Genomic DNA, 22,000 nt, shown 5'->3' with positions numbered 1-22,000 from the left:
TTATTCAATTATTTTTTTTAATAATGACTTCATGCTTACTTTTTCAGTAATGATTTCATGAAGTTTGTCAATGCTTACACGCTCCTGTTCCATGGTGTCACGGAAACGGATGGTAACACAATTGTCATTTAATGTATCGTGGTCAACCGTGATGCAGTAAGGAGTACCGATTGCATCCTGACGACGATAGCGCTTTCCAATAGAGTCCTTCTCGTCGTACTGGCAACGGAAGTCGAAACGAAGCATGTTAATTATTTCTTCTGCTTTTTCCGGCAGACCGTCTTTCTTTACCAAAGGCAATACCGCTAATTTAACGGGAGCTAATGCGGCAGGTAATCTTAGTACAACACGAGTTTCGCCGTTTTCGAGAGTTTCTTCGCAATAAGAACCGGCCATTACGCTAAGGAACATACGGTCTACACCGATCGAGGTTTCAACTACGTATGGCGTATAGCTTTTATTGAGTTCCGGATCAAAATATTGCAGTTTCTTTCCTGAGAATTTTTCATGCTGACTCAGGTCAAAGTCCGTACGACTGTGGATACCTTCTACTTCTTTAAATCCGAATGGCATTTCGAATTCAATATCTGTAGCGGCGTTGGCGTAGTGAGCTAATTTTTCATGATCGTGGTAGCGGTATTTTTCGTCGCCTAATCCGAGTGCTTTATGCCATTTCAAACGAGCGCTTTTCCATTGTCTGAACCATTCCATTTCCTCTCCCGGACGAACAAAGAATTGCATTTCCATTTGTTCGAATTCGCGCATACGGAATACAAACTGACGGGCCACGATTTCATTACGGAATGCTTTTCCTATCTGAGCGATACCGAAAGGAATCTTCATGCGACCTGTTTTTTGTACGTTCAGGTAGTTTACAAAGATACCCTGAGCGGTTTCCGGGCGAAGGTATATTTTAGAAGCTCCTTCGGCTGTAGAACCCATTTCGGTAGAGAACATAAGGTTGAACTGGCGTACTTCCGTCCAGTTACGTGTTCCGGAGATTGGGCATGCGATTTCACAGTCTAAGATCAGCTGACGCAAGTCTTCAAAGTTCGCGTCGTTCAGGTCTTTGGCAAACCGGGCGTGTATTTCGTCACGCTTAGCTTGGTTTTCCAATACACGAGCGTTAGTGGCACGAAACTGAGCTTCGTCAAACGAATCGCCAAATCTTTTGGCGGCTTTAGCCACTTCCTTGTTTATCTTATCATCTATTTTAGCCAGATGATCTTCGATCAATACATCCGCGCGATAGCGTTTTTTTGAATCTTTATTATCGATCAACGGGTCGTTAAACGCATCCACGTGTCCCGATGCTTTCCAGATGGTAGGGTGCATAAAGATAGCAGAGTCGATCCCGACTACGTTTTCATGAAGCAGCGTCATGCTGTCCCACCAATATTTTTTTATATTGTTTTTCAACTCCACGCCGTATTGCCCGTAATCGTAAACAGCCCCGAGGCCGTCATAAATTTCCGAAGAAGGGAATACAAAACCATACTCTTTGCAATGCGAGACTAACTTCTTAAAAACATCTTCTTGTGCCATATTAATGCAGTAGTTTAAAATATGAAATCAATAAGGATGCAAAGTAAACGAATTTTTGGTAAAGTGCAGAATTTAAAGCTATTTATATGCCGTATGAGCCATACTTACCCACGGATCAAATCTTTCCATTCATGGTCGGTGAGGCTCTGCAAAGGATCGTTTTCGGCGATGAAAGTTTCGGCTAAAGTGCTTTTCCGTTCTTGTAATGAACGTATTTTTTCTTCGATCGTATGGTCTGAAATAAAACGATACACGAAAACCTGCTTTCCTTGTCCGATGCGATGCGCGCGACTTTCTGCTTGTGTTTCCGCTGCCGGATTCCACCACGGATCAAGAATGAAAACATAGTCGGCTTCCGTTAAATTCAGTCCTACACCTCCGGCTTTTAATGAAATAAGAAAGGCCGATACCGACTTTGTTTGTGTAAAGCGGTTGATCTCTTTTTCCCGGTCTATGGTAGCTCCTGTCAGCAGGGCATATTTCCATCCCCGTTGATCGAACTCTTTGGCCAATAGTTCGAGATGCGTAACGAAAGAGGAGAAAATCAAAACCTTATGGCCTTCACTTAATAGTGTTTCATAGGCTTCCGTAATTTGTTCCATCTTGCCGGAAGTGCCTTTGTAATCCGGTAAAACCAGACTCGGATGGTTCGCTAACTGACGCAAGCGCATAATTCCGTTTAAGGCCATGATTTTATTCTTGCTCCATTCGTTCAGCAGCGAATTCCTCAGGCTGTTTTTTTCTTTCTTATAAATATCTTTTTGCTCCGGCGTCATTTCGCAATAGATCACTTTCTCGGTCAGAGGAGGCAGTTCCGGTGCAACCTGCTGTTTGGTGCGTCTGAGGATAAAGGGGGAGATTAATCTCAACAGTTTGTCTTGAATGCGCGTATCACCGGTTTTCATGATCGGCACTGTAAAGTGATTGCGAAAGAAAGACGCTGTGCCCAACAAGCCGGGATTGATAAAATTAAACTGCGCCCAAAGGTCTTTCAGCGAATTCTCGATCGGCGTACCCGTAAGTGCTAAACGATGTTCGCTTTTTAAGCGCATAACCGAATGGTATGTCTGAGATTCGGGATTCTTGATGTATTGGCTTTCGTCCAGAATAACATAATTAAATGCGTATTCCTCCAGCAGATCGATATCTCTGCGTAATAAGCCGTAAGTAACCAATACAATGTGATGACGCTTGAAGGCACGATTCGCATTTGGCGTTCTGCGTTCACCCGAATATTCATAAACGCGCAACGAACTGAATTTTCTGATCTCCCTTTTCCAATTCGTTACTAAGGAAGTAGGTACAACAATCAGACTGGCATGTATCGGCTCTTCCGTGACGATGCTTTCACAATCCGAATTCACTTCGTCAAACAACGCCAACTGTCCTTCCTGATCAGCAACCAAACTTGTTTTTTCTTTTTGCGGCAAAAAGGGATCCGGGTCGTAAAGATGTTGCAGCAGTGTGATTGTTTGTAACGTTTTACCCAAACCCATGTCGTCGGCCAAACAACCGCCCAAACGATTCTTGGCAAGATGAACCAGCCAGGAAAAACCGGTTTGCTGATAAGGGCGCAGCGTAACCTTGATTTTTGGAGGCACCGGAATTATTTCTTTTTCAGAATAATCCATTTCAGCAACCTTCAAAACCTTTTCATTCAAATCGTTGATTATGCTGTGATGCATTTTCTTTACCACGATTTGATCGTTTTGCTCTTCTCCGAAAGCGAATAAACTGCTGTATTTATCAAACCATTCTTCCGGCAAGAGGGCAATTCTTCCGTCCGGTAAGGGAAAGCGGCGGTCTCCGGTCATGATATTCTTCTTAAAGGCGATGAAAGGAAAGGTGTACGCGCCGATTTGCACCCTGATGCGCACTTCAAACCAATCGGTTTGATCTCCCATATCTTGTTTCAGTTCGATATCTCCGATAAAATAAGTAGATTGATCTTCCGGTATTTTGCAAGAGAATAAGCGGAATATCTCCTCTTTTTCCTGATTCATCCAATCCACCAGCGCATATTCGGAGATGAAGGATTTGTTTTGAAAAAGACTGTCTGATATCTGATGGAATCCTTTTGCCAACAAAAAATCTATGTGTTGTTTCTCCCATTCCGGATCTCTCCTGAAATAAGAAATAGTTGCTTCCTGGGTATTTTCCAATCGGGGGTAGGTGAGGTTTGCCTTTTGTCCGGGATTGAATTCCGTTTGGTCATATTTGAAGGTTAACTTCAGTTCCGGTGTATCCGTAAGTGAAGTAAGAGGCAGTAATTCGGCTGTCTTTTGTGGCTGACGTTCTATGATGTTAATTCCTTTCGTCTTAATGGGATGATCAGTCATCAACGGCAGTACTACCTTGTCTAAATATCGGTTTGTTTCTGAAGCCGGAGCTTCCACATACGTCTTTTCTAAAAACGGAGAGACTGATCTGGAACGAAGTCGGTCAAAAACCAGCATATCCTTGCCAATGACCAATACCGCCGGATCGGATGCTAATACCAAATAAGGTTTAACACGCTGAAGCGTTACAAGCTTACCGTTTTGATAACATCCTAACGCATAGCGAAAGTGTTGTTCTGTTGACTCACAGCTGAAAACCGCTTCCGTGTTTTCCTTGGGCAGATGAATAAGGTGGTGCTCATACAACAAATCGGCTCCGGTATCCCTCAGATAAACCGGAACCGATGCTTTTCGGATCAACGGGATGATCTGCAGGTGGATTTTTTCGATATGCGGACGTATGGATTCTTTGAATGTTTTAGGTTTTAGCTTATTGACAAAGTCGGAAATCGTATGTTCTTTTGAATAAACCTTCATGAGGTTTCGTTCGGTATAAAACTGAGCCAGCGAAATTATCTTCTTTTCTTCTCTACTAAGTGTGATCTCTTTTTTTTGTTTGATTGTGGCGTTATCTTCCGTCTGAAGCACACCGGGTGAAGTTTCACACGCGAAGTAAGGGATCAGTAATGGTCCGAAAACCGGATGGTTATTTATTGTTACAACTAAGAAGCGAGAAAGTTTCATAAAGGTACCTCCAATTCAATCTTGTAAAGATATGTTATTTATCTTTGTCGCAACGCCTCAAAGAACGTTTAATCGAAATTGATGATAAAAATAGTAGCCGACACAACGATACCTTTTCTAAAAGGAATACCCGAAGACTTTGCGGAAGTCTCCTATCTTTCGTCCAACGAATTTACATCCGCGGCCGTGAAAAACGCCGATGCACTGATTGTGCGCAGTATCAATAAATGTACGCGGGAATTGCTGGAAGGGAGCCGGGTAAAACTCATTACAACCGCTACAATCGGATTTGATCATATTGATACGGCGTATTGTGAGGAAAACGGAATCCGGTGGTATAATGCTCCGGGATGTAATGCGGTTTCTGTTTCGCAATATGTGTTGTCTTCCTTATTAACGATCGCGTTGCGAAAGCATGTGCTGTTGAAGGATCAAACAATCGGAATTATAGGAGTAGGGCATGTCGGAAAAGAAGTTGAAAAACTATGTAAAGCTTTTGGAATGCGAGTTTTGCTACATGATCCTCCACGAGCAGCAGTGGAAGGAAGTAGCGCATTTGTTTCCTTAGATCAAATTGCGCGAGAAGCAGATATTATTACCCTGCATACCCCATTGGAAAAAAACGGGAAATACCCCACTTATCATCTGGCAAATACGGCGTTCTTCAATAAGCTTATCCGAAAACCTTGGTTTGTGAACGCCGCGCGTGGTGGCATTCATGACACGAACGCCTTAATACAGGCAAAAGAAAGCGGTCTGGTTAGTGAGTTGATACTGGATTGCTGGGAAAAAGAACCGGAGATCAGTTCGCGATTAATAGAGCTGGCTTCAATAGCGACTCCACATATTGCCGGCTTTTCGGCCGATGGAAAAGCCAATGCCACACGTGCCTGCCTTGAGCATATCCGTACCTTCTTTGGGATAGCCGATGTTCGTACACAAGATGTGTTGCCACCGCAACCTGCTCAACCTCAGATAAACCTGACACAATACACGGATTCTCCAATAGAGCAGGCCATATTTCATAGTTTTACTCCGTTACAGATAGACAAAGCCCTTCGGGAGGAACCAAATAAATTCGAATGGTTCCGGGCAAACTACCCGCACCCAAGAGAATTTTCCGCTTATACGGTAATAAATGCCGGACTGGAAGAAAAAGTTTTGCTCCGGCATATAGGTTTTCGTGTCTCTTCCTGATAAATGAAAAGGCATAAAAAGGAATAAGGGGGTGTCCAAAAAGTTTTGGACATCCTCTTATTTATAAAAGAAAATAAGTTAATCATTTCCATCCATTACCCTTTGCTGTGGCTAATTCGCCGTATATACCAGTTTCGCCGGCGTATTCTATACCTCCGAAGCTATATAAATCGACACCGATTAACTCCAGTTGTTTTTGAGGTATGGGATATTGTGTTGGTGTTCCTTCTTGCAACAGGTCGTTTCTCCTTAAGAAGGTAAAGGGAACAAATACTCCTCCTGCTCCGTCGATTTCGATTGCGTATTCATAATGCAGGGCATCCCTCAGGGTGCTTTCCGTAGCTGCCACGTCGGGCAGTAATCCTTTACTTTTGCGGGAAGCCGTCGATGCATTCAGTTCCGCGGCAGCTCCTGTGTAGTCTTTCAGCCGGAGTTTAGCTTCGGCACGGAGTAGTCGCACTTCTTCCGCAAGGAAATAAGGATTGATGGCGCCCGGAACATTCAGACTGTTGCTGTTGTTTGCCCATCTTTTACGATAATAGTTGCTGAACAGATCTCGTCCGCGTGCTTCAAGAAGTATACCGAAATTTGTAGAATAACCGAAATATTCATCAAAGCGCCGGTCGTCTGTTACAACAGGAGCAAGGATTGTCGCGTCTTTGGGATAGGCATCCGGGTAAGTTCCGGTCTTATCTGCCAGATGCGGAATTTTTATGTCGAGCGGCAGATAGGCAGCTCCGCTGTATATATACACCAAACGGTCTACCAGCGCATTATAATAACCTCCTGAAACAGTCGTGATCAGGAAATCCGCGTCAAATCCTTTTTCGGCGTATGCCAATACGCGACGCCAATGTTCATCACCTAAAGCATCGGCTTCAGCTTTTTCTCTTGCTTGCGAAGAAAGGATGCGGGCCGCTATCGAATTGGCCAGCTTGACGAACTGCTCCTTGCTGATCGGAGTTTCTATAAGAAAGTCGAAATTGAAATCGGAAGAGGTTTCTGCCAGCTGAATAGCTTTATCGAGTAGCTTAACGCCGTTTTCGACAAGGTCTTTGTACGAATTTGGGAAAGCGCGTTCGCTCACAGTCACCTCGTCTACAATAATTCCACGATCGTAGATCACGCCAAGATAGCCTTGAGATACTCCTTTCGCGTAATAGGCTCCGATCAGGCAGTCGGTGGTCCGGTCTTTGCCCGCGTCGTCATACGCTTTGATTTGCCGGTTTTCAATCAAGTCGATTACTTTTGTCGCATCCAGATTAGCCTGATAAAAATTAGTGTAAAGCGGAGCGATTGATGCACCGTATCCTCTTGCTGCTGAATTATTCACCAGTCTTACTCTGGGTTCTTTTGAATAATCCCACCAGGAACCATTTCCGTTGGTATTTGTTGTCTGGTCTGCCAGTAAACTGATATTTACACCGGCAGCGGCAGTTGTTGTGCTGAATGTGGTTTGCACGCTACTTGTTGTTAGCGAATAACCGAAACTTTTTATTTTCTCGGCAGCTTCGTTGTTCGTTAAGGTAGAAGGATCGTCAAAATCGAGCGATTCGCACGAGGTAAGGACAGTTGCCATGGCGGCTATGTATAGTAATGCTTTCATATCTTTTTTATTTATTAAAACTGAATGGTTAATTTACCGGAAATGATGCGATAGGTCGGATAGTTGAAGAAGTCTCCCGCGCGTACATTAGTTTTACCTTCTCCGTCAACATTTACACCGGTAAAGTTTGTCAGTGTAAATAAATTACGGCCTACCAAAGAAAAACGAGCGTTCTTGACTAATTTTTTCAATCCAAGTTTTTCAACCGGCAACTCGTAGGATAAGGCCACTTCGCGTAAAGCCAGGTAGGTACTGCTTTCAACCCAATAGTCGGTAGGAAGCTGTGCATTGAAAACCTGTGTGGTAAAGTTTAACGGATACCCCATCCGCGCGGTTCTATCCGAAAATTCAGAACGATATAAGTAAGTCAGGTACTGAACTGTTTCGTTATATTTCTGACCTCCTTGTTTCCAGTCTAATGCAAAATACAGGGAGAGAGGTCCGTAAGTGAATGTGTTGGTAAACCCGACGATGAAATCCGGTTGCGCGTCTCCAATTAGTTTTGTGTTTCCTGTTTTTTCATCCACATAGAACACCGGTTGCTCATTTGCCGTACCCAATTTGCTTTTCTCAACAACAATACCAACATCGTTCAGCACATAATCGGCCACAGTTTTTGTACCATCTCCTGCATTCACCACAAAGCCGTTTTGGTTTGTTTTCAACTGAGCTAAGTCTGTGAATATTCCGTACCCCCAGATGGCGGAAGTACTCAGCCCAACTGCGCGCCTGTAGTCGCCATCGGTAAATTCGGGCACATCTCCCAGCGAGGTAATCTCGCTCCGTACGCGACTGAATGTGAGCCCCGTGGTCCAGGAGAATTTCTTGTTTTCGAGTACCCGTCCGCCTAATTCAAGCTCAATGGAGTGCGACTTTACCTCTCCCAGATTATCATAAATAGTGGCAGAACCTGAGATAGGTGCAAACGAAGGCACCTGAATAAAGTCATGCTTACTGTTTGAAAAAGCATAGTTGAATTGCACATTCAGCCAGTTCGCTACAATCGCGTCAAAACCGATTTCGGTTTCTTCTGTTACGGCACGTTTCAAATCCGTGTTGTCATTCTGCGTATAGCTTACTCCGCCCGAACTGGTCAAGGTTACTTTGCTGTCTTTCGCACCGAAAGGAGGCAGACTGCCCGCCTGACCATAAGCAACACGGATTTTAAATTCACTAATCGGATGGAGTTTAATATCCTCCGTTAAGCGATAAGCCAAAGCCGCGCGAGGGAAAAACGCCAGACCGACATTGCTTCCAAAACGAGAACTTTCATCCAAACGACCCAACAAATCAATGAATAACTTGTCTTTCCAACCTGCCTTCAGGTTCAGAAAATAACCATAGTTTACCGTTTTCGCCCAATCCGAAGTGGTGGTTCTGGTTGCCGCCTCGGTTACATTCAACGATTTAACAGGGGCGGTCAGGTTGTATCCGTTAGCGCTAAATCCCTCTAAATCGGTGGCTTCATAAACCGATTTTAATGCCGCGCCAAAGTCTACGTTTCCGAAAGTCTGATTGTAGTTCAATTGGAATTGTCCGTTTCTGGTGCTGACGCGTCGTGTTTCTTTACCGTAGTATCCATTGTTCTTCGTTACATCAACAGAAGTAGTCTGATAACCTATCGGATAATAATTTTCCGAATTGAAGAATTGTTTTTGAATAGAATACGAACCTTCGGCACTCAACTTGTCGGTAATCTGGTATCTTAATTTCCCGCCGAGCAGGAGGTTTTCCGTCTTATACGAATACTCTCGTGTAGTCAACTCGTATAAAGGATTCGGCAACCTGGTAAGCAATAATTCACTACCATCGGGTGCTAACAAATAATTGCCGTCACTACCTCGCTGCTTCAGGTTTACAAACGGCTCAAGAAGCAAGGTGGAGTAAAGCAGTCCGTCGCTCCCGTCGGATGTTACAGAAGAGGGCGTGTTTTCATGACTGTATTGGGTTGTCAGATCCAGATCCAAAGCACTTGTTAATTTATACCCGAGATTTAACAGGAAGCTCTGTCTGGTGTCCGAGTCTATCGCGTCTGAAACACTGCCTTTGGATTGATTCTGCACCGACGTGTAAAAATTATACCTCTCTCCGCTTGAGGCTAATGAAATAGCATTAGAATAATACACCCGGTCTCGCAGTACGTAGCCTACATTATCATAGTTGTCTTTATACGGATGCAGATTTACCGAAAAACCGTTATCCTGATAATCTATTGTACGCGCGCCGGCAGTTAGTGCGAAAGAATTATCCGCGTTTACCCTGTAATGATGGAGCCGGGAAGTAACAGGGATATGCTGCACACTGTTAAAACCTATCTCATTATCAACAACGACCGATATTTTATCACCTTTTCCTTTCTTCGTGATCACCTGAATAACCCCGCCTTCACCCCGCGTTCCATATAACGCTGAAGCGGCTGCACCTTTAACAACTTCAATGTTTTCGATATCACCGGGATTAATATCCGACAACGACAGTCCGGTAACAAAACCGTCTACAACAATCAACGGCTCGATATTGCCGGAGATAGACTTCGCACCCCTCAGATAAACGGTAGCCCCTTTGTTTCCATCAGACTGGTCGATCCTCAGTCCGGCTACTTTCCCTCTCAACGAAGTAGAAGCATCCGTGGCCGGAACAGTATTGATAAGCTCGTTGTCTATTTTGGTAAGCGCGAAAGAAAGCTTCTTGCGCGTAGTGCCTTGCGCAACACCCGTAACCACAACTTCGCTCAATAAGTTGTGATTCTCAATCAGTACAATCCGGATAGATTCCTCCGTGTCGTACACATCCACTTCCTGATTTCGGTAACCGATGAGGCGGATATCCAATGTGAGTGGCAGACTTTGATCCGTACTAATGGAAAAATTTCCATCCATATCGGTTGTTACTCCGGTTGTTGTCGATTTTATAATAACGGCTGCACCGATTATAGATTCTCCGGTTTTCTGATCAGTTACATTGCCGTTGATTGTAATCTGCGCTAAAGAACCCAACGGAAACGCGGTGAGAAAAAACAATACAGATCCCAGCGTCTTTCTTTTAAAAAGACGTATACTTTTATTTGCTAACATAATTTTCGGGTGATTTTTTTTGTATAACCTATTCTTCGTCTATGCGCTTTACATCATTTCTATCGACGTAAAGGAAAACTTTTCTTACATAAAGGATATTTCTCTTTTTCTATATCTGTGGAAAAACTTTTCTATATCTGTGGTAAAGTTTTTCTATATATATGGAAAAAGCAAAATATACTTTATGTTGGAATTAATAAAGGGAAGTAAGCTCAAGTTTTTCTATGCGATTGATTTCTGCTACAAGTTCCTCTTGTTTCGGCTTCAGGAAACCGAATGCATGATTGTGGCTAATACCTTCAGACAATATCCATTTAGCGAAGGCTCTTACTTCAGTGTTGTTTTTTTCGTATTTAATGCCGAGGTTTCCAACAGGGATCAGCGCTACTTTTTCATTTTCCAGCAGACTGATCACTTCATTGAGTTCTGCTTTTTCCAGCACTTCTTTATGCTCTTTCTTTGTAGCCACCGGAAGAATAGCGATGTTGGCCTTAAGCTCCTGATTCGAAAAATCGTAAATGTAATTCAGGCTGTTTACCGTTATCCCTTGCTTGTCTTTTTGAATCGCGTTGATCAGAAAAGCATCGTCTCCGGCAATTTTCTTTCCTTTCCATTCGCTGTTGTCAGCACCTAAAAAAGAAGCAAAAACAGGAGAAAAAGACGCTTTTCCCGCTCCGGAATAAACAGAAACCGGTATATCCTTATTCTCTTTGCTTTTATCTTCCGGAATACTTTGTTCAAAGAAAATAGCCTTCAGCGTTTTCTCGTTCACCTTGCTCTTTTCTAAAAGGTCGCTTTCCTTATTTGCCACAGGAAGCAAGGCGTAACGCCCCCAATTGTTTACGAATTCGTTTTTTTCCACTTTCGGATTGTCTGCTGTTGTTAGTTGCATTCGGATATCCTTCGTTTCAGTATGCTTATCAGCTATACGTATATCTACCTGGTTATTCACTTTTTTATATTCCTCGATCCATTTTTGAATCAAAGGAGTAGCGAAACGTTCGCTTTTAATGTAGATAACTTCTTTTGATCCGGACTCAGCATGTAAAGCTGTACCTGATGCCAGAAGGAGTACTAAAACAACAAAAGACTTCAACAAATTCATAGTTTTGTAAAATTTAAAAAATCAAACTTATTTTATAACTAATATCCGTGGCAAAGATATTCTCCATATTGCCCTCGCGGCAATACCATGATTATGGTATATCCCTACCGCAAGTTTATTATATTGCTATGAAGAGAAATTTATTGGGTAGTACTACCTCAATTAAACTACCCTGATGACTACCCTAAAATAAATTTATTCTCTATCTTTGTTAAATATCATCTTCAGAAAATGACAACAGAAGGGGGCATTGTTCGTCATGGATCGGCAAGAGGAGGATATTGGGCGGTTGTGGGAGATTGAAATACTATTCCGCAGACACCGGTTCTGTTCCGATCCTTCCATAGGCGAGGGAACAGTAGAATGGCAGATTCGAACAATTCCGGCAAGGTTTCCCTGCCTTGCGATAGGAAAAGTTATTCTGCAGATATAATCGAGATATCAGGAAATAGTATTCAACACTTCCTTAATAACACGCGGAAAATGTTCGTATTCCAACGCATGTACTTTGTTTGCTACCATTTCGGCGTTGTCGTCGGGTAAAACAGGACAGGTGGCCTGAAAGATTGGAGCCCCTTCATCGTAATTCTCATTTACATAATGAATCGTGATGCCGGATTCTTTTTCGCCCTCAGCTACAACCGCCTCATGCACATGCATACCGTACATACCTTTACCACCGAATTTAGGCAATAAGGCAGGATGTATATTAATGATGCGTCCGGGATAGGCTTGTAAAATAGGGGTAGTTATCTTATTCATATATCCGGCCAAAACGATCAGGTCGATAGCATATTCTTTCAGCTTGGAAAGTATCGCACTACCTTCCGCGAATTCAGCCCCGGAGAAAGTCAGTGAAGGTATTCCTAATTTCTTCATCCGTTCGTGCACACCAGCTTTCGAATTGTTCGACAGAATCAGGGCCACTCTAACATTATCACTATTAGAGAAATATCGGGCGATATTTTCAGCGTTACTACCCGAGCCGGAAGCGAAAACAGCTATATTTTTCATTTTCATCGTTGTTTGAATGCACAAGAATGCGATTTATGTGCAGTTTTCCGCATTTTTAGCGGATTAAATTTGCTTTGTAAGATAAAAATTGCTTTTCTTTGCACTGCAAATTTAAAAAGTATATTCGTATTTATTAATCTAAATTGAAAAGTTATGTCTGAAGTTGCATCAAGAGTAAAGGCTATCATTGTCGATAAATTAAGTGTTGAAGAAACAGAAGTTACCAATGAAGCTAGCTTTACTAACGATTTAGGAGCAGACTCTCTTGACACTGTGGAATTGATTATGGAATTTGAAAAAGAATTCGGAATCTCTATTCCAGACGATCAAGCAGAAAAAATTACAACGGTTGGCGATGCTATCGCTTATGTTGAAGCTAATGCGAAATAATCCCCTTTAATTAAAGGTATGGAATTAAAAAGAGTAGTAGTAACAGGTCTTGGTGCTATAACACCTCTTGGTAACACCCTCTCGGAAACTTGGGAGGGTCTTGTCAATGGGAAAAGTGGCGCAGGACCTATTACTCAATTCGATGCATCCAAGTTCAAGACGCAGTTCGCTTGTGAGGTAAAGAATTTCGACCCGTTACAAATAATGGATCGTAAGGAAGCCCGTAAGTGTGACAAATATACATTGCTTGCGCTTACATCGGCTCAGGAAGCTGTTGCAGACTCAGCTCTTGATATAGAAAAAGAAAATTTAGACCGTATCGGCGTTATTTTTGCTGCCGGTATTGGTGGTATAAAAACATTTGAAGAGGAAGTTATGGGATATGATCCGGAACGTGGTCCGCGATTTAATCCATTCTTTATTCCTAAAATGATTTCTGATATCGCGGCAGGTCAGATCTCAATGAAATATGGTTTCAGAGGTCCTAATTTTGCTACTGTATCGGCATGCGCCTCTTCGACAAACGCTATTTCAGACGCGTTCAACTATATTCGTCTGGGAAAAGCAGACGTTATCGTTACCGGTGGTGCTGAAGCTGCAATTACAATTGCAGGAGTAGGAGGCTTCAATGCGATGAACGCCCTTTCTACACGTAATGATGCCCCGGATAAAGCGTCTCGTCCATTCAGCGCAAGTCGCGACGGATTCGTAATGGGTGAAGGTGCTGCCTGTCTTGTGGTGGAGGAACTGGAACACGCATTGGCACGCGGAGCTAAAATCTATGGCGAAATTGTTGGAACGGGTATGTCTGCTGATGCGCATCACCTCACGGCTTCTCATCCTGAAGGTTTAGGAGCGAAGTTGGTTATGAGAAACGCGCTTGAAGATGCCGGAATGAAGCCGGAAGAAATCGGATACATCAACGTACACGGAACATCAACTCCTGTAGGGGATATTTCTGAAGTAAAAGCGATTAAGGATGTGTTCGGTGATCACGCCTATAACCTGAATATCAGTTCTACAAAATCTATGACAGGCCACTTGCTTGGTGCTGCCGGCGCATTGGAAGCTATTGCATGCATATTGGCTGTGCAAAACGGAACTATCCCTCCAACGATCAACCACGAAGAAGGAGACGATGATTCGGAAATAGATTATAAACTGAATTTTACCTTTAACAAAGCACAGAAAAAAGAAATCAACGCGGCATTGTCGAATACATTCGGATTCGGCGGACATAATGCAAGCGTGATTGTAAAGAAATTTGTAAAATAAGGTGTTTATAAAATTATACAAAAGAATAAGGCACTTCATGAATAGAACGAAGGAGCCTTATTCTTCTTTATATAAGATGCTCGGATTCTATCCCGAGAATATCCAGCTGTACGAGCTGGCTTTTTTGCATAAGTCTTCTTCCATTGAAGGAGATAATGGAAAGTGGCTCAATAATGAACGTATGGAATTCTTGGGTGATGCGATATTGGATGCGGTGGTAGCTGATATCGTATATAAACATTTTCAATACGGACGGGAGGGTTTCCTTACGAACACCCGCTCCAAAATAGTTCAGCGAGAAACCTTAAATCGCGTGGCTATTGAAATTGGGTTGAATAAAAAAGTAGTTTATTCCACAAAAATCAACTCACACAATAATTATATGTATGGGAATGCCTTAGAGGCATTGATCGGAGCTATTTATCTGGATAAAGGCTATCGCGCTTGTTATAAATTTATTGATGAAGAAATTATAAAGAAGCACGTTCATCTGGATAGAATCGCTCGGAAAGAAGTGAATTTTAAATCCAGCCTGATCGAATGGAGCCAAAAGAATAAAATGGAAGTATCGTTCAATCTGATCGAATCTTTTATTGATAACGAAGGTAATCCGGTGTTTCAGACTGAAGTAACACTTTTTGATGTTTCAATAGGTATTGGTATCGGATACACCAAGAAAGAATCACAGCAGAACGCCTCGAAAATGGCTGTACGTAAGTTGAGAAAAGACAAAGAGTTTCAGGCTTACATCTCGGAATTAAAAGAAAAACTACAACAAGAACAATCCTCAGAAGACAGTTTTAATGAATTGCCGGATGAGAATGAGGAGCAGGGCACGGATTCGGATCTGCATGATAAAAGTTTTGAATAGAAACTGCTATCCGGCATGCCTGTTGCCGGGAGTGTGCTATATTTGTGGGGGATTAGTATTTTAGATATGAAAATCATTTCCAGAGGTAAGTTTTATAAAAGAAGTCTTCTCTTATACAGAAAAGTTCGTTATCGGAAAGGGCATGGGGTGCATTCGCCTTTCGCCTATAACTTTATCACTAAAGTAATTGATGAGCGTGCCGCCTATTATTGTGAGAACGACATTGAACTGACACGAAAGAAAATAAGCTATCCGGATCAATCTTTTTTCCTGCCTGCTGAAAACGGTCAGGGCGAACAGCGTATTTCGATTCATGAGATTATGAAGAAAATAGCGATAAAGCCCAAAAACGGCGCTTTGTTGTTGCGGATGACCAATTATTTCAAACCGCGGAATATTCTTCAGGTAGGGGAGGCCGTTGGTTTTTCCACACTCTATCTTTCGTCTTATTCGTCGGATGTGCAGGTGCTTGTTCTCGAAGAACACGCCGGTCGCGCTGCTCTTTGTCGTGCTGTGTTTGAAAAGCATAAGGCAAACAATATTCAGTTGCAGGAAGGCCCTTACTACGAAACTTTGCCGGTTGCGCTTGCTGATCGGGAGCAGGTGGATTTTGTGTATCTTGATTTTCTCAACAGTACGGAATTAAATACGTATGTTATCGACCAATGTCTTTCTCACTTGCACGACCAATCTGTTTTGGTTGTTTCAGGAATCAAAACCACGAAGGAGAAAAAGGAGTTTTGGAAACATCTTTGCTTTCGACCGGAGGTGAGTGTAACCGTTGATGTATATGAGTTCGGTATTGTTTTCTTTAATAAAAAACTACACAAGCGGAACTATATCGTGTCCTTTTAGGTTAATAGTTTAGACAATAAGAAAAACTAAATACAATATAAAATGAAAAAAAGCATAGTTTACACCCGTACCGGCGACAAAGGAACTACGGCTTTAGTAGGGGGCAAAAGAGTTTCAAAAACGGATCCGCGTATAGAAAGTTACGGAACAATCGATGAGCTAAATTCCTTTATCGGGTTATTAATCACTGAGGTAACGGACGAGAAAGACCTGGATTTCCTTAAGTTTGTTCAGCATAAACTATTCAACATCGGGTCTTACTTGGCTACAGACCAGGAAAATACGGAATTAAATATTGAAAGTCAGGTGACAGATGAAAATGTCAGCCGGATAGAAAAAGAAATAGACCGGATTGATGCCGATCTGCCACGCATGACAAACTTTATACTCCCCGGAGGAAGCCGATCAGCCGCTTTGTCGCATGTTTGCCGTACCGTATGCCGCCGTGGTGAGCGTTGTATTTACGCACTGAATAGCTCTGTTGAGACGGATAAAAACGTTCTGATTTTCACAAACAGATTATCGGATTATTTCTTTGTTTTAGGCCGTAAACTATGTATTACTACCCATGGCAGTGAAATAAAATGGGATTATACTTGCATCTAAAGAATATTGTTTTATTTTTGCGGAAAAATTGAGAAAACAGACCATCCGAAGATGGTTCCTAAAATAATTGATTAACTATGTATTGGACATTAGAGTTAGCCTCAAAGCTGGAAGATGCACCATGGCCAGCAACAAAAGATGAGCTTATTGATTATGCACAACGCTCCGGTGCACCTTTGGAAGTGATTGAAAATTTACAGGAGATGGAGGACGAAGGTGAGATATACGAGTGTATGGAAGACATTTGGCCTGATTATCCCAGTAAAGAAGACTTTTTCTTTAATGAAGAAGAGTATTAATGAATCGTATACGGATAGATTCGTAAAATAAAGACGAGGTAGTAAGGCTTTGTGTCTCACTACCTCGTTTGCTTTAGGTGCGGTGATACAATTTATTGTCTTTCCGCCCGTTTTGTATATTGTACAGATTGAAAAAAAGTCTGTGTGTTATTTTGACAATGAAGAGAGTTATTCGTTCCATCATATTATTCCTTTGCATTACTACTGCTGTACAGGCGCAATACGACGCCCAGTTCAGTCAGTATTTCATGACTATGGGGTATTATAACCCTGCCTTTGCCGGAACGAGAGAAGACCTCAACCTGCTTGGGATTCACCGCCAGCAATGGGTTGGGATAGACGGTGCTCCGAAATCCTTTTTTGTCAGCGCGGATATGCCGCTTAAATTAGGCGAAACCAACCATGGGGTCGGTATGATCTTATTCACGGAAAGCATTGGGCTTTTTCAGAATACACATATTGCCGGACAGTACGCCTATAAAAACAAATTGTTCGGTGGAACTCTTTCTATTGGTTTGCAGTTAGGGATTGTAAACCAATCTTTTGATGGAAGTAAAGCACTTCCTTCAGGCAAAGACGTGACAACCCAGGTGGAAGACCCCGCGATACCCAACGCGCTGGTGAGTGCTGTAGGACTTGATGTTAATGCCGGAATTTATTATACAAGGAAAAATTTCTATTTCGGAGTGGGTGCTATGCACGTTACCGAACCGGAAATAATGTTGCAAGAGAACGTATATACTTACATTGCCGGATCATATAATTTGGTAAGTGGATACAATATTCAATTAAAGAACCCGTTGTATGAATTGCAACCTTCTGTATTCCTGAAGTCAGATACACGTACGTTTCAGGCGGATGTAACCGGACGGGTAGTATATAATAAAATGTTTAACGGAGGTTTATCATGGCGGATAAATGAATCCATTGTCTTCTTGCTCGGAGCCAGCTTCGGGAATATTCAGGTAGGATATGCCTACGATTTCCCGACTACCCCGATACTGAAAGGTAGTCACGGCAGTCATGAGTTAATGCTGACATACAAGATGAAACTGAAGAAAACAAAAACAGGTAAGAATAAGCATAAAAGTGTACGTATATTATAATAGTATATGAAAAAAGTTTTAATAGCACTACTAATTGTGACCTTGTTGTCCTCCTGCGGACGCTCCATGATGGGAAGCGGAGAAGTTACGGGAGTAAGGACAGTAGCAATGAATGAACCTGCGCCATACGGAATGGTTCTGATAAAAAGGGGTTCCTTCGATATGGGTCCTGCCGATAAGGATTCGCTGTGGGGTATTATGTCCGAAACGAAAGGGGTATCTTTTGATGCTTTCTGGATGGATGAAACAGAGGTTACGAATGCAAAATATCGACAGTTCCTTTACTGGGTACGCGATTCCATTATCCGCGAACGCCTGGCAGATCCTGCCTATGGAGGGAATGACCTGTTTAAAATAACGGAAGACCGCTACGGTGAGCCTGTAACTCCGCATTTGGACTGGAGTAGGCCTATTCCTTGGAAACGAGCGAATGAAGACGAACTTCGTGCGATAGAGAGCGTTTACTATACGCATCCGGTTACCGGAGAAAAGCGTTTGGACGAGAAACAAATGAACTACAAATACGAATGGTATGATTTTACTTCGGCTGCGTTGAGGAAACATCGCCTTGATCCGTATGATCGTGTGCGTAACACGGATTTTGTCGTTAATCCTAACGAAGTTGTAATGATATCCAAAGACACCGCTTATTTTGATGATGAGGGATTTCCCGTAAATGAAACCATTACTCGCCCGTTAAGTAACTATGCGGACTTTCTGCATACACGTATTGTAAATATCTATCCTGACGAAACATCCTGGATAAACGATTTTAACAATGCGTACAATGAGCCTTATATGCGTATGTACTTCCAGCATCCGGGATATGACGATTATCCTGTAGTAGGAACTTCATGGGAACAAGCTACAGCCTATTGTGTCTGGAGAACAAACTTGTATAAAGAATCAATCAACCTGCCTCCGGGACAAGCAATAGAACCTTTCCGTTTGCCAACTGAAGGCGAATGGGAATATGCAGCACGTGCCGGTAAAAGCGAAAATAAATATCCTTGGGCAACCGACGAGTTAAAGAGTGGAAAAGGATGCTTCCTCGGTAACTTTAAGCCCGGAAAAGGAAACTATACAGAGGATGGTCACCTGATCACATCGCGTGTCGGGTCTTATTCTCCTAACGAATTCGGATTATATGACATGGCAGGTAATGTGTCGGAATGGACTTCTACGGTTTATTCGGAATCAGGTCCAAGCCAAATGAATGATATGAATCCTGACCTGCGTTATAACGCGGCAATGGAGGATCCTTATGATATGAAGAAAAAAGTTGTGCGCGGAGGTTCATGGAAAGATGTATCGCAATTCATCCGTTCAGACATGCGTACCTTTGAGTACCAGAATGAAACCCGTTCATATATCGGATTCCGGTGTGCTCGTACGCAAGTAGGTTTCTCACGTTCAAAAGGAAAATAAACAGTATAAAACGACGATAAAATACTTCAATAAATATGGGAAAGTATAGAAGATATAAAAACAGAATAGAGATGTTCTTAGCCAGCGACAAAGGAAAGCGGGTACTGAACTTTTTCTATAGCTGGGGTGCGGCCGTAGTTATTCTCGGAGCGATGTTCAAACTGTTGCATTTACCTTATGGAGACCTCATGTTGGCAGTAGGTATGATCACGGAGTTCTTTGTATTCTTTGTGTTCGGGTTCGAAAAACCTACCATGGATTACCACTGGGAAGAGGTTTTCCCCGTGTTAAAATCAAAAAATCCCATGGATCGTCCGGTAGGATTTGCAGGAGGATCAGCAGATGATGACTCAAGCAACGGCGGAATTCAAGTAAATGTAGGTGACGTAAGCCGCAACGCAGGATTGGGGGCATTAGACTTATCTCAGGATGACGCGCAAAACCTTTCAGACAGCATTAAAAAGCTTAGCGGTGCAGCTGATCAGATATCTAAAATGGCTGAACTTACAGAAGCTACACAAAAATATTTGGAACAACTTTCTTCGATGTCAGACCAGATGGCGCAGTTTACAAACGTAACTTCATCACTGACCGATGTTTCCGATACCTTATTGAATTCATATAAAAGCATTACGGACAATTCGGATGGAATCAACCAGCATTCCCGTGGTTATGTACAGCAAATGGAAATGTTGAACCGTAATATCTCGGGATTAAACACCATCTACGAAATCCAGCTCAAGAGCATCAGCTCGCAAATCCAAACGATCGAACATATCAACGGCGGTTTGAATCGCATAAAAGATTTGTATGACGGTTCGGTGGTGGATAGCTCGGTATTCCGTAGCGAAACAGAAAAAATGGCTCAACAGTTATCTCAATTGAATCAGGTATATGGTCGTTTATTACAGGCAATGACTGTAAATATGTATGGAGCACCTGCTCCGGGAGCCTATCAACATCCGTACACAAACAACCCTGATCCGCATAGCGGCAAATAACCTATAAATAGAAAGCGTAAAATCAAGATAAAAATATGGCAGGAGTAGCAAACAAACCTAATTCTCCACGTCAGAAGATGATCAACCTGATGTATCTGGTCTTCATTGCGATGATGGCTCTGAGCATCTCGACTGAAGTTCTGGACGGATTCGTGTTGGTGGAGGATAGTATGCGAACCTCTATAAATAACACCTCCCGTCGCAATGATATTGTTGCCGGTGACATGGAATCTTACTACCAGAGTAACCCGGAGAAGGTGAAGGAATGGTATGAGAAAAGCATTCAGGTAAGAAAAGAGTCAAACAAGTTGTATGATTATATTCAGACATTAAAAGACCGTATTGTTAAACACGCTGACGGAAAGAACGGCGACGTTAATAATATCAGACGTCAGGATAATATCGAATCATCGTCATACATTATGCTCTCGCCTATTACAGGGGAAGGAAAGAAATTGCGCGCAGCGGTTGATGCCTATCGTGTAATGATGGCCGATATGATTGCGGATCCTGAGAAAACAAAAGTACTGGAGGCAAACCTCAGTACTGTGGCTCCTAAAAGAAAAGGAACTACAACCCCCTCCTGGGAAGTAGCCATGTTCGAAAATATGCCGGTTGTGGCGGCAGTCACTATACTTACGAAACTACAGAATGATATCCGTTCGGCCGAAGGGGAAGTATTATCTAACCTCTTGAGTAGTGTGGATATTGGCGACTACCGTGTGAATCAGATCAGAGCACAGGTAATTCCGGAAAGTCAGGTTGTTATGCGTGGTGGTCAATATAAGGCCAGCATTGTGCTATCAGCGGTCGATTCTACCAAGCGTCCGGCAGTCTACGTGAACGGAAACGAGTTGCCTTATGAGAATAAAGGAGTTTATACCGTAACAGCAGGAAGTACCGGAACATTCCCTTTGAAGGGCTATATTGAAATGCCGAATAATGACGGAACCGTAGCCCGACATAATTTTGAAAGTGAGTATTTTGTAACCGAGCCTACTGCAACTGTAGCACCAATTCTGATGAATGTGCTTTATGCTGGATACACCAACCCGATACGAATTGCCGTTCCCGGGATTGCCAGTGGCAATGTTTCAGCGACCATGAGCAATGGAACGCTAACCCGCGAAGGGGATGTTTGGTATGCCCGTCCCGCGCAAGTTGGAACCGAAGCGGTAATCTCTGTCAATGCCCGTATGGCAGACGGGCGCACTGTTGAGATGGCGAAATCATCTTTCCGTGTTCGCGCGTTGCCTGATCCGTTGCCTTATATCGAATATAAAGATGCAAACGGGAATGTACGCCGTTTCAAAGGCGGTGCTATTTCCAAACGTGATCTTGTAGCCGCAGATGGAATTCTGGCTGCTATTGATGACGATTTATTGAATGTAGAATATAATGTTCTCCGATTTGAACTTACATTCTTTGACTCTATGGGAAATGCTATTCCCGAAGTTTCACAAGGAACACAGTTCACCGCAGCACAAAAAGCTAAAATACGCGCCCTTGCGAGGGGAAAACGTTTTTATATTTCCCGTGTAGTTGCGAAAGGACCTGACAATATCGAGAGAACATTGTCTACGATTGAAGTTATTGTAAATTAAG

At 42.7% G+C, this 22,000-nt stretch carries 18 protein-coding genes; 12 read left to right on the top strand and 6 right to left on the bottom strand.

Going from position 1 to position 22,000, the window contains the following annotated elements:
• Complete coding sequence (locus B9Y81_RS12335) at positions 1 to 1,545, bottom strand: glycine--tRNA ligase (RefSeq protein WP_085537216.1); 1,545 nt, start codon at positions 1,543 to 1,545, stop codon at positions 1 to 3.
• A 104-nt stretch (positions 1,546 to 1,649) separates the two neighbouring features.
• The gene (locus B9Y81_RS12330; protein WP_085537215.1) at positions 1,650 to 4,568 is read right to left on the bottom strand and encodes a DEAD/DEAH box helicase; all 2,919 of its coding nucleotides are present in this window, start codon (positions 4,566 to 4,568) and stop codon (positions 1,650 to 1,652) included.
• Between the two features lie 84 nt (positions 4,569 to 4,652).
• Here B9Y81_RS12330 and pdxB point away from each other — a divergent pair, with 84 nt between their 5' ends.
• Positions 4,653 to 5,765, top strand: coding sequence for a 4-phosphoerythronate dehydrogenase PdxB (pdxB, locus tag B9Y81_RS12325; RefSeq protein ID WP_085537773.1), 1,113 nt, complete (start codon positions 4,653 to 4,655; stop codon positions 5,763 to 5,765).
• An 82-nt stretch (positions 5,766 to 5,847) separates the two neighbouring features.
• On the opposite strand, the gene B9Y81_RS12320 is transcribed toward pdxB, so the two are convergent.
• The 3 genes from B9Y81_RS12320 to B9Y81_RS12310 form a co-directional block, all read right to left on the bottom strand.
• Positions 5,848 to 7,371, bottom strand: coding sequence for a RagB/SusD family nutrient uptake outer membrane protein (locus B9Y81_RS12320; protein WP_085537214.1), 1,524 nt, complete (start codon positions 7,369 to 7,371; stop codon positions 5,848 to 5,850).
• 14 nt (positions 7,372 to 7,385) lie between these two features.
• Positions 7,386 to 10,445, bottom strand: a complete 3,060-nt coding sequence (locus tag B9Y81_RS12315) for a SusC/RagA family TonB-linked outer membrane protein (RefSeq protein WP_085537213.1) — start codon at positions 10,443 to 10,445, stop codon at positions 7,386 to 7,388.
• Positions 10,446 to 10,638: 193 nt separating this feature from the next.
• Complete coding sequence (locus tag B9Y81_RS12310) at positions 10,639 to 11,550, bottom strand: hypothetical protein (protein ID WP_085537212.1); 912 nt, start codon at positions 11,548 to 11,550, stop codon at positions 10,639 to 10,641.
• Between the two features lie 259 nt (positions 11,551 to 11,809).
• On the opposite strand from B9Y81_RS12310, the gene B9Y81_RS15315 reads away from it, so the two are divergent.
• Positions 11,810 to 11,983 (top strand): hypothetical protein, encoded by a 174-nt coding sequence (locus B9Y81_RS15315; protein WP_176221488.1) that lies wholly within the window; start codon positions 11,810 to 11,812, stop codon positions 11,981 to 11,983.
• 8 nt (positions 11,984 to 11,991) lie between these two features.
• On the opposite strand, the gene purN is transcribed toward B9Y81_RS15315, so the two are convergent.
• Positions 11,992 to 12,564, bottom strand: a complete 573-nt coding sequence (gene purN, locus B9Y81_RS12305; protein ID WP_085537772.1) for a phosphoribosylglycinamide formyltransferase — start codon at positions 12,562 to 12,564, stop codon at positions 11,992 to 11,994.
• Between the two features lie 153 nt (positions 12,565 to 12,717).
• Between purN and B9Y81_RS12300 the strand changes: the two genes are divergently transcribed.
• The 10 genes from B9Y81_RS12300 (at position 12,718) to porM (ending at position 21,999) form a co-directional block, all read left to right on the top strand.
• Entirely contained in the window at positions 12,718 to 12,954 is a 237-nt protein-coding gene (locus tag B9Y81_RS12300) for an acyl carrier protein (RefSeq protein WP_085537211.1), read from the top strand.
• 18 nt (positions 12,955 to 12,972) lie between these two features.
• The gene (fabF, locus tag B9Y81_RS12295; protein ID WP_085537210.1) at positions 12,973 to 14,229 is read left to right on the top strand and encodes a beta-ketoacyl-ACP synthase II; all 1,257 of its coding nucleotides are present in this window, start codon (positions 12,973 to 12,975) and stop codon (positions 14,227 to 14,229) included.
• 37 nt (positions 14,230 to 14,266) lie between these two features.
• A complete protein-coding gene (rnc, locus tag B9Y81_RS12290) occupies positions 14,267 to 15,100 on the top strand; it encodes a ribonuclease III (RefSeq protein ID WP_085537209.1) in 834 nt (277 codons plus the stop codon).
• A gap of 66 nt (positions 15,101 to 15,166) precedes the next feature.
• On the top strand, positions 15,167 to 15,955 hold the full coding sequence (locus tag B9Y81_RS12285; RefSeq protein ID WP_139822923.1) for an O-methyltransferase: 789 nt from the start codon (positions 15,167 to 15,169) through the stop codon (positions 15,953 to 15,955).
• Between the two features lie 42 nt (positions 15,956 to 15,997).
• Entirely contained in the window at positions 15,998 to 16,561 is a 564-nt protein-coding gene (locus tag B9Y81_RS12280) for a cob(I)yrinic acid a,c-diamide adenosyltransferase (RefSeq protein WP_085537207.1), read from the top strand.
• Between the two features lie 77 nt (positions 16,562 to 16,638).
• Positions 16,639 to 16,860, top strand: coding sequence for a DUF2795 domain-containing protein (locus B9Y81_RS12275; RefSeq protein ID WP_005633363.1), 222 nt, complete (start codon positions 16,639 to 16,641; stop codon positions 16,858 to 16,860).
• A gap of 158 nt (positions 16,861 to 17,018) precedes the next feature.
• On the top strand, positions 17,019 to 17,966 hold the full coding sequence (locus B9Y81_RS12270; protein WP_085537206.1) for a PorP/SprF family type IX secretion system membrane protein: 948 nt from the start codon (positions 17,019 to 17,021) through the stop codon (positions 17,964 to 17,966).
• 6 nt (positions 17,967 to 17,972) lie between these two features.
• Entirely contained in the window at positions 17,973 to 19,394 is a 1,422-nt protein-coding gene (gene porK, locus B9Y81_RS12265; protein ID WP_085537205.1) for a T9SS ring complex lipoprotein PorK/GldK, read from the top strand.
• A gap of 35 nt (positions 19,395 to 19,429) precedes the next feature.
• A complete protein-coding gene (gene porL / locus B9Y81_RS12260; RefSeq protein WP_245832447.1) occupies positions 19,430 to 20,395 on the top strand; it encodes a type IX secretion system motor protein PorL/GldL in 966 nt (321 codons plus the stop codon).
• A gap of 35 nt (positions 20,396 to 20,430) precedes the next feature.
• Positions 20,431 to 21,999 (top strand): type IX secretion system motor protein PorM/GldM, encoded by a 1,569-nt coding sequence (gene porM, locus B9Y81_RS12255; RefSeq protein WP_085537203.1) that lies wholly within the window; start codon positions 20,431 to 20,433, stop codon positions 21,997 to 21,999.
• Position 22,000 lies beyond the last annotated feature (1 nt).

Source organism: Massilibacteroides vaginae (genome assembly GCF_900178525.1).
Lineage (GTDB): Bacteria > Bacteroidota > Bacteroidia > Bacteroidales > Tannerellaceae > Massilibacteroides > Massilibacteroides vaginae.
This window is presented reverse-complemented; position numbering and strand designations above follow the sequence as displayed.

Bases quoted from the DNA above. Each gene is read 5' to 3' on its own strand.
- B9Y81_RS12335 (WP_085537216.1), bottom strand. From the start codon at position 1,545: ATGGCACAAGAAGATGTTTTTAAGAAGTTAGTCTCGCATTGCAAAGAG.
- B9Y81_RS12330 (WP_085537215.1), bottom strand. From the start codon at position 4,568: ATGAAACTTTCTCGCTTCTTAGTTGTAACAATAAATAACCATCCGGTT.
- B9Y81_RS12320 (WP_085537214.1), bottom strand. From the start codon at position 7,371: ATGAAAGCATTACTATACATAGCCGCCATGGCAACTGTCCTTACCTCG.
- B9Y81_RS12315 (WP_085537213.1), bottom strand. From the start codon at position 10,445: ATGTTAGCAAATAAAAGTATACGTCTTTTTAAAAGAAAGACGCTGGGA.
- B9Y81_RS12310 (WP_085537212.1), bottom strand. From the start codon at position 11,550: ATGAATTTGTTGAAGTCTTTTGTTGTTTTAGTACTCCTTCTGGCATCA.
- B9Y81_RS15315 (WP_176221488.1), top strand. From the start codon at position 11,810: ATGGATCGGCAAGAGGAGGATATTGGGCGGTTGTGGGAGATTGAAATA.
- purN (WP_085537772.1), bottom strand. From the start codon at position 12,564: ATGAAAAATATAGCTGTTTTCGCTTCCGGCTCGGGTAGTAACGCTGAA.
- B9Y81_RS12300 (WP_085537211.1), top strand. From the start codon at position 12,718: ATGTCTGAAGTTGCATCAAGAGTAAAGGCTATCATTGTCGATAAATTA.
- fabF (WP_085537210.1), top strand. From the start codon at position 12,973: ATGGAATTAAAAAGAGTAGTAGTAACAGGTCTTGGTGCTATAACACCT.
- rnc (WP_085537209.1), top strand. From the start codon at position 14,267: ATGAATAGAACGAAGGAGCCTTATTCTTCTTTATATAAGATGCTCGGA.
- B9Y81_RS12285 (WP_139822923.1), top strand. From the start codon at position 15,167: ATGAAAATCATTTCCAGAGGTAAGTTTTATAAAAGAAGTCTTCTCTTA.
- B9Y81_RS12280 (WP_085537207.1), top strand. From the start codon at position 15,998: ATGAAAAAAAGCATAGTTTACACCCGTACCGGCGACAAAGGAACTACG.
- B9Y81_RS12275 (WP_005633363.1), top strand. From the start codon at position 16,639: ATGTATTGGACATTAGAGTTAGCCTCAAAGCTGGAAGATGCACCATGG.
- B9Y81_RS12270 (WP_085537206.1), top strand. From the start codon at position 17,019: ATGAAGAGAGTTATTCGTTCCATCATATTATTCCTTTGCATTACTACT.
- porK (WP_085537205.1), top strand. From the start codon at position 17,973: ATGAAAAAAGTTTTAATAGCACTACTAATTGTGACCTTGTTGTCCTCC.
- porL (WP_245832447.1), top strand. From the start codon at position 19,430: ATGGGAAAGTATAGAAGATATAAAAACAGAATAGAGATGTTCTTAGCC.
- porM (WP_085537203.1), top strand. From the start codon at position 20,431: ATGGCAGGAGTAGCAAACAAACCTAATTCTCCACGTCAGAAGATGATC.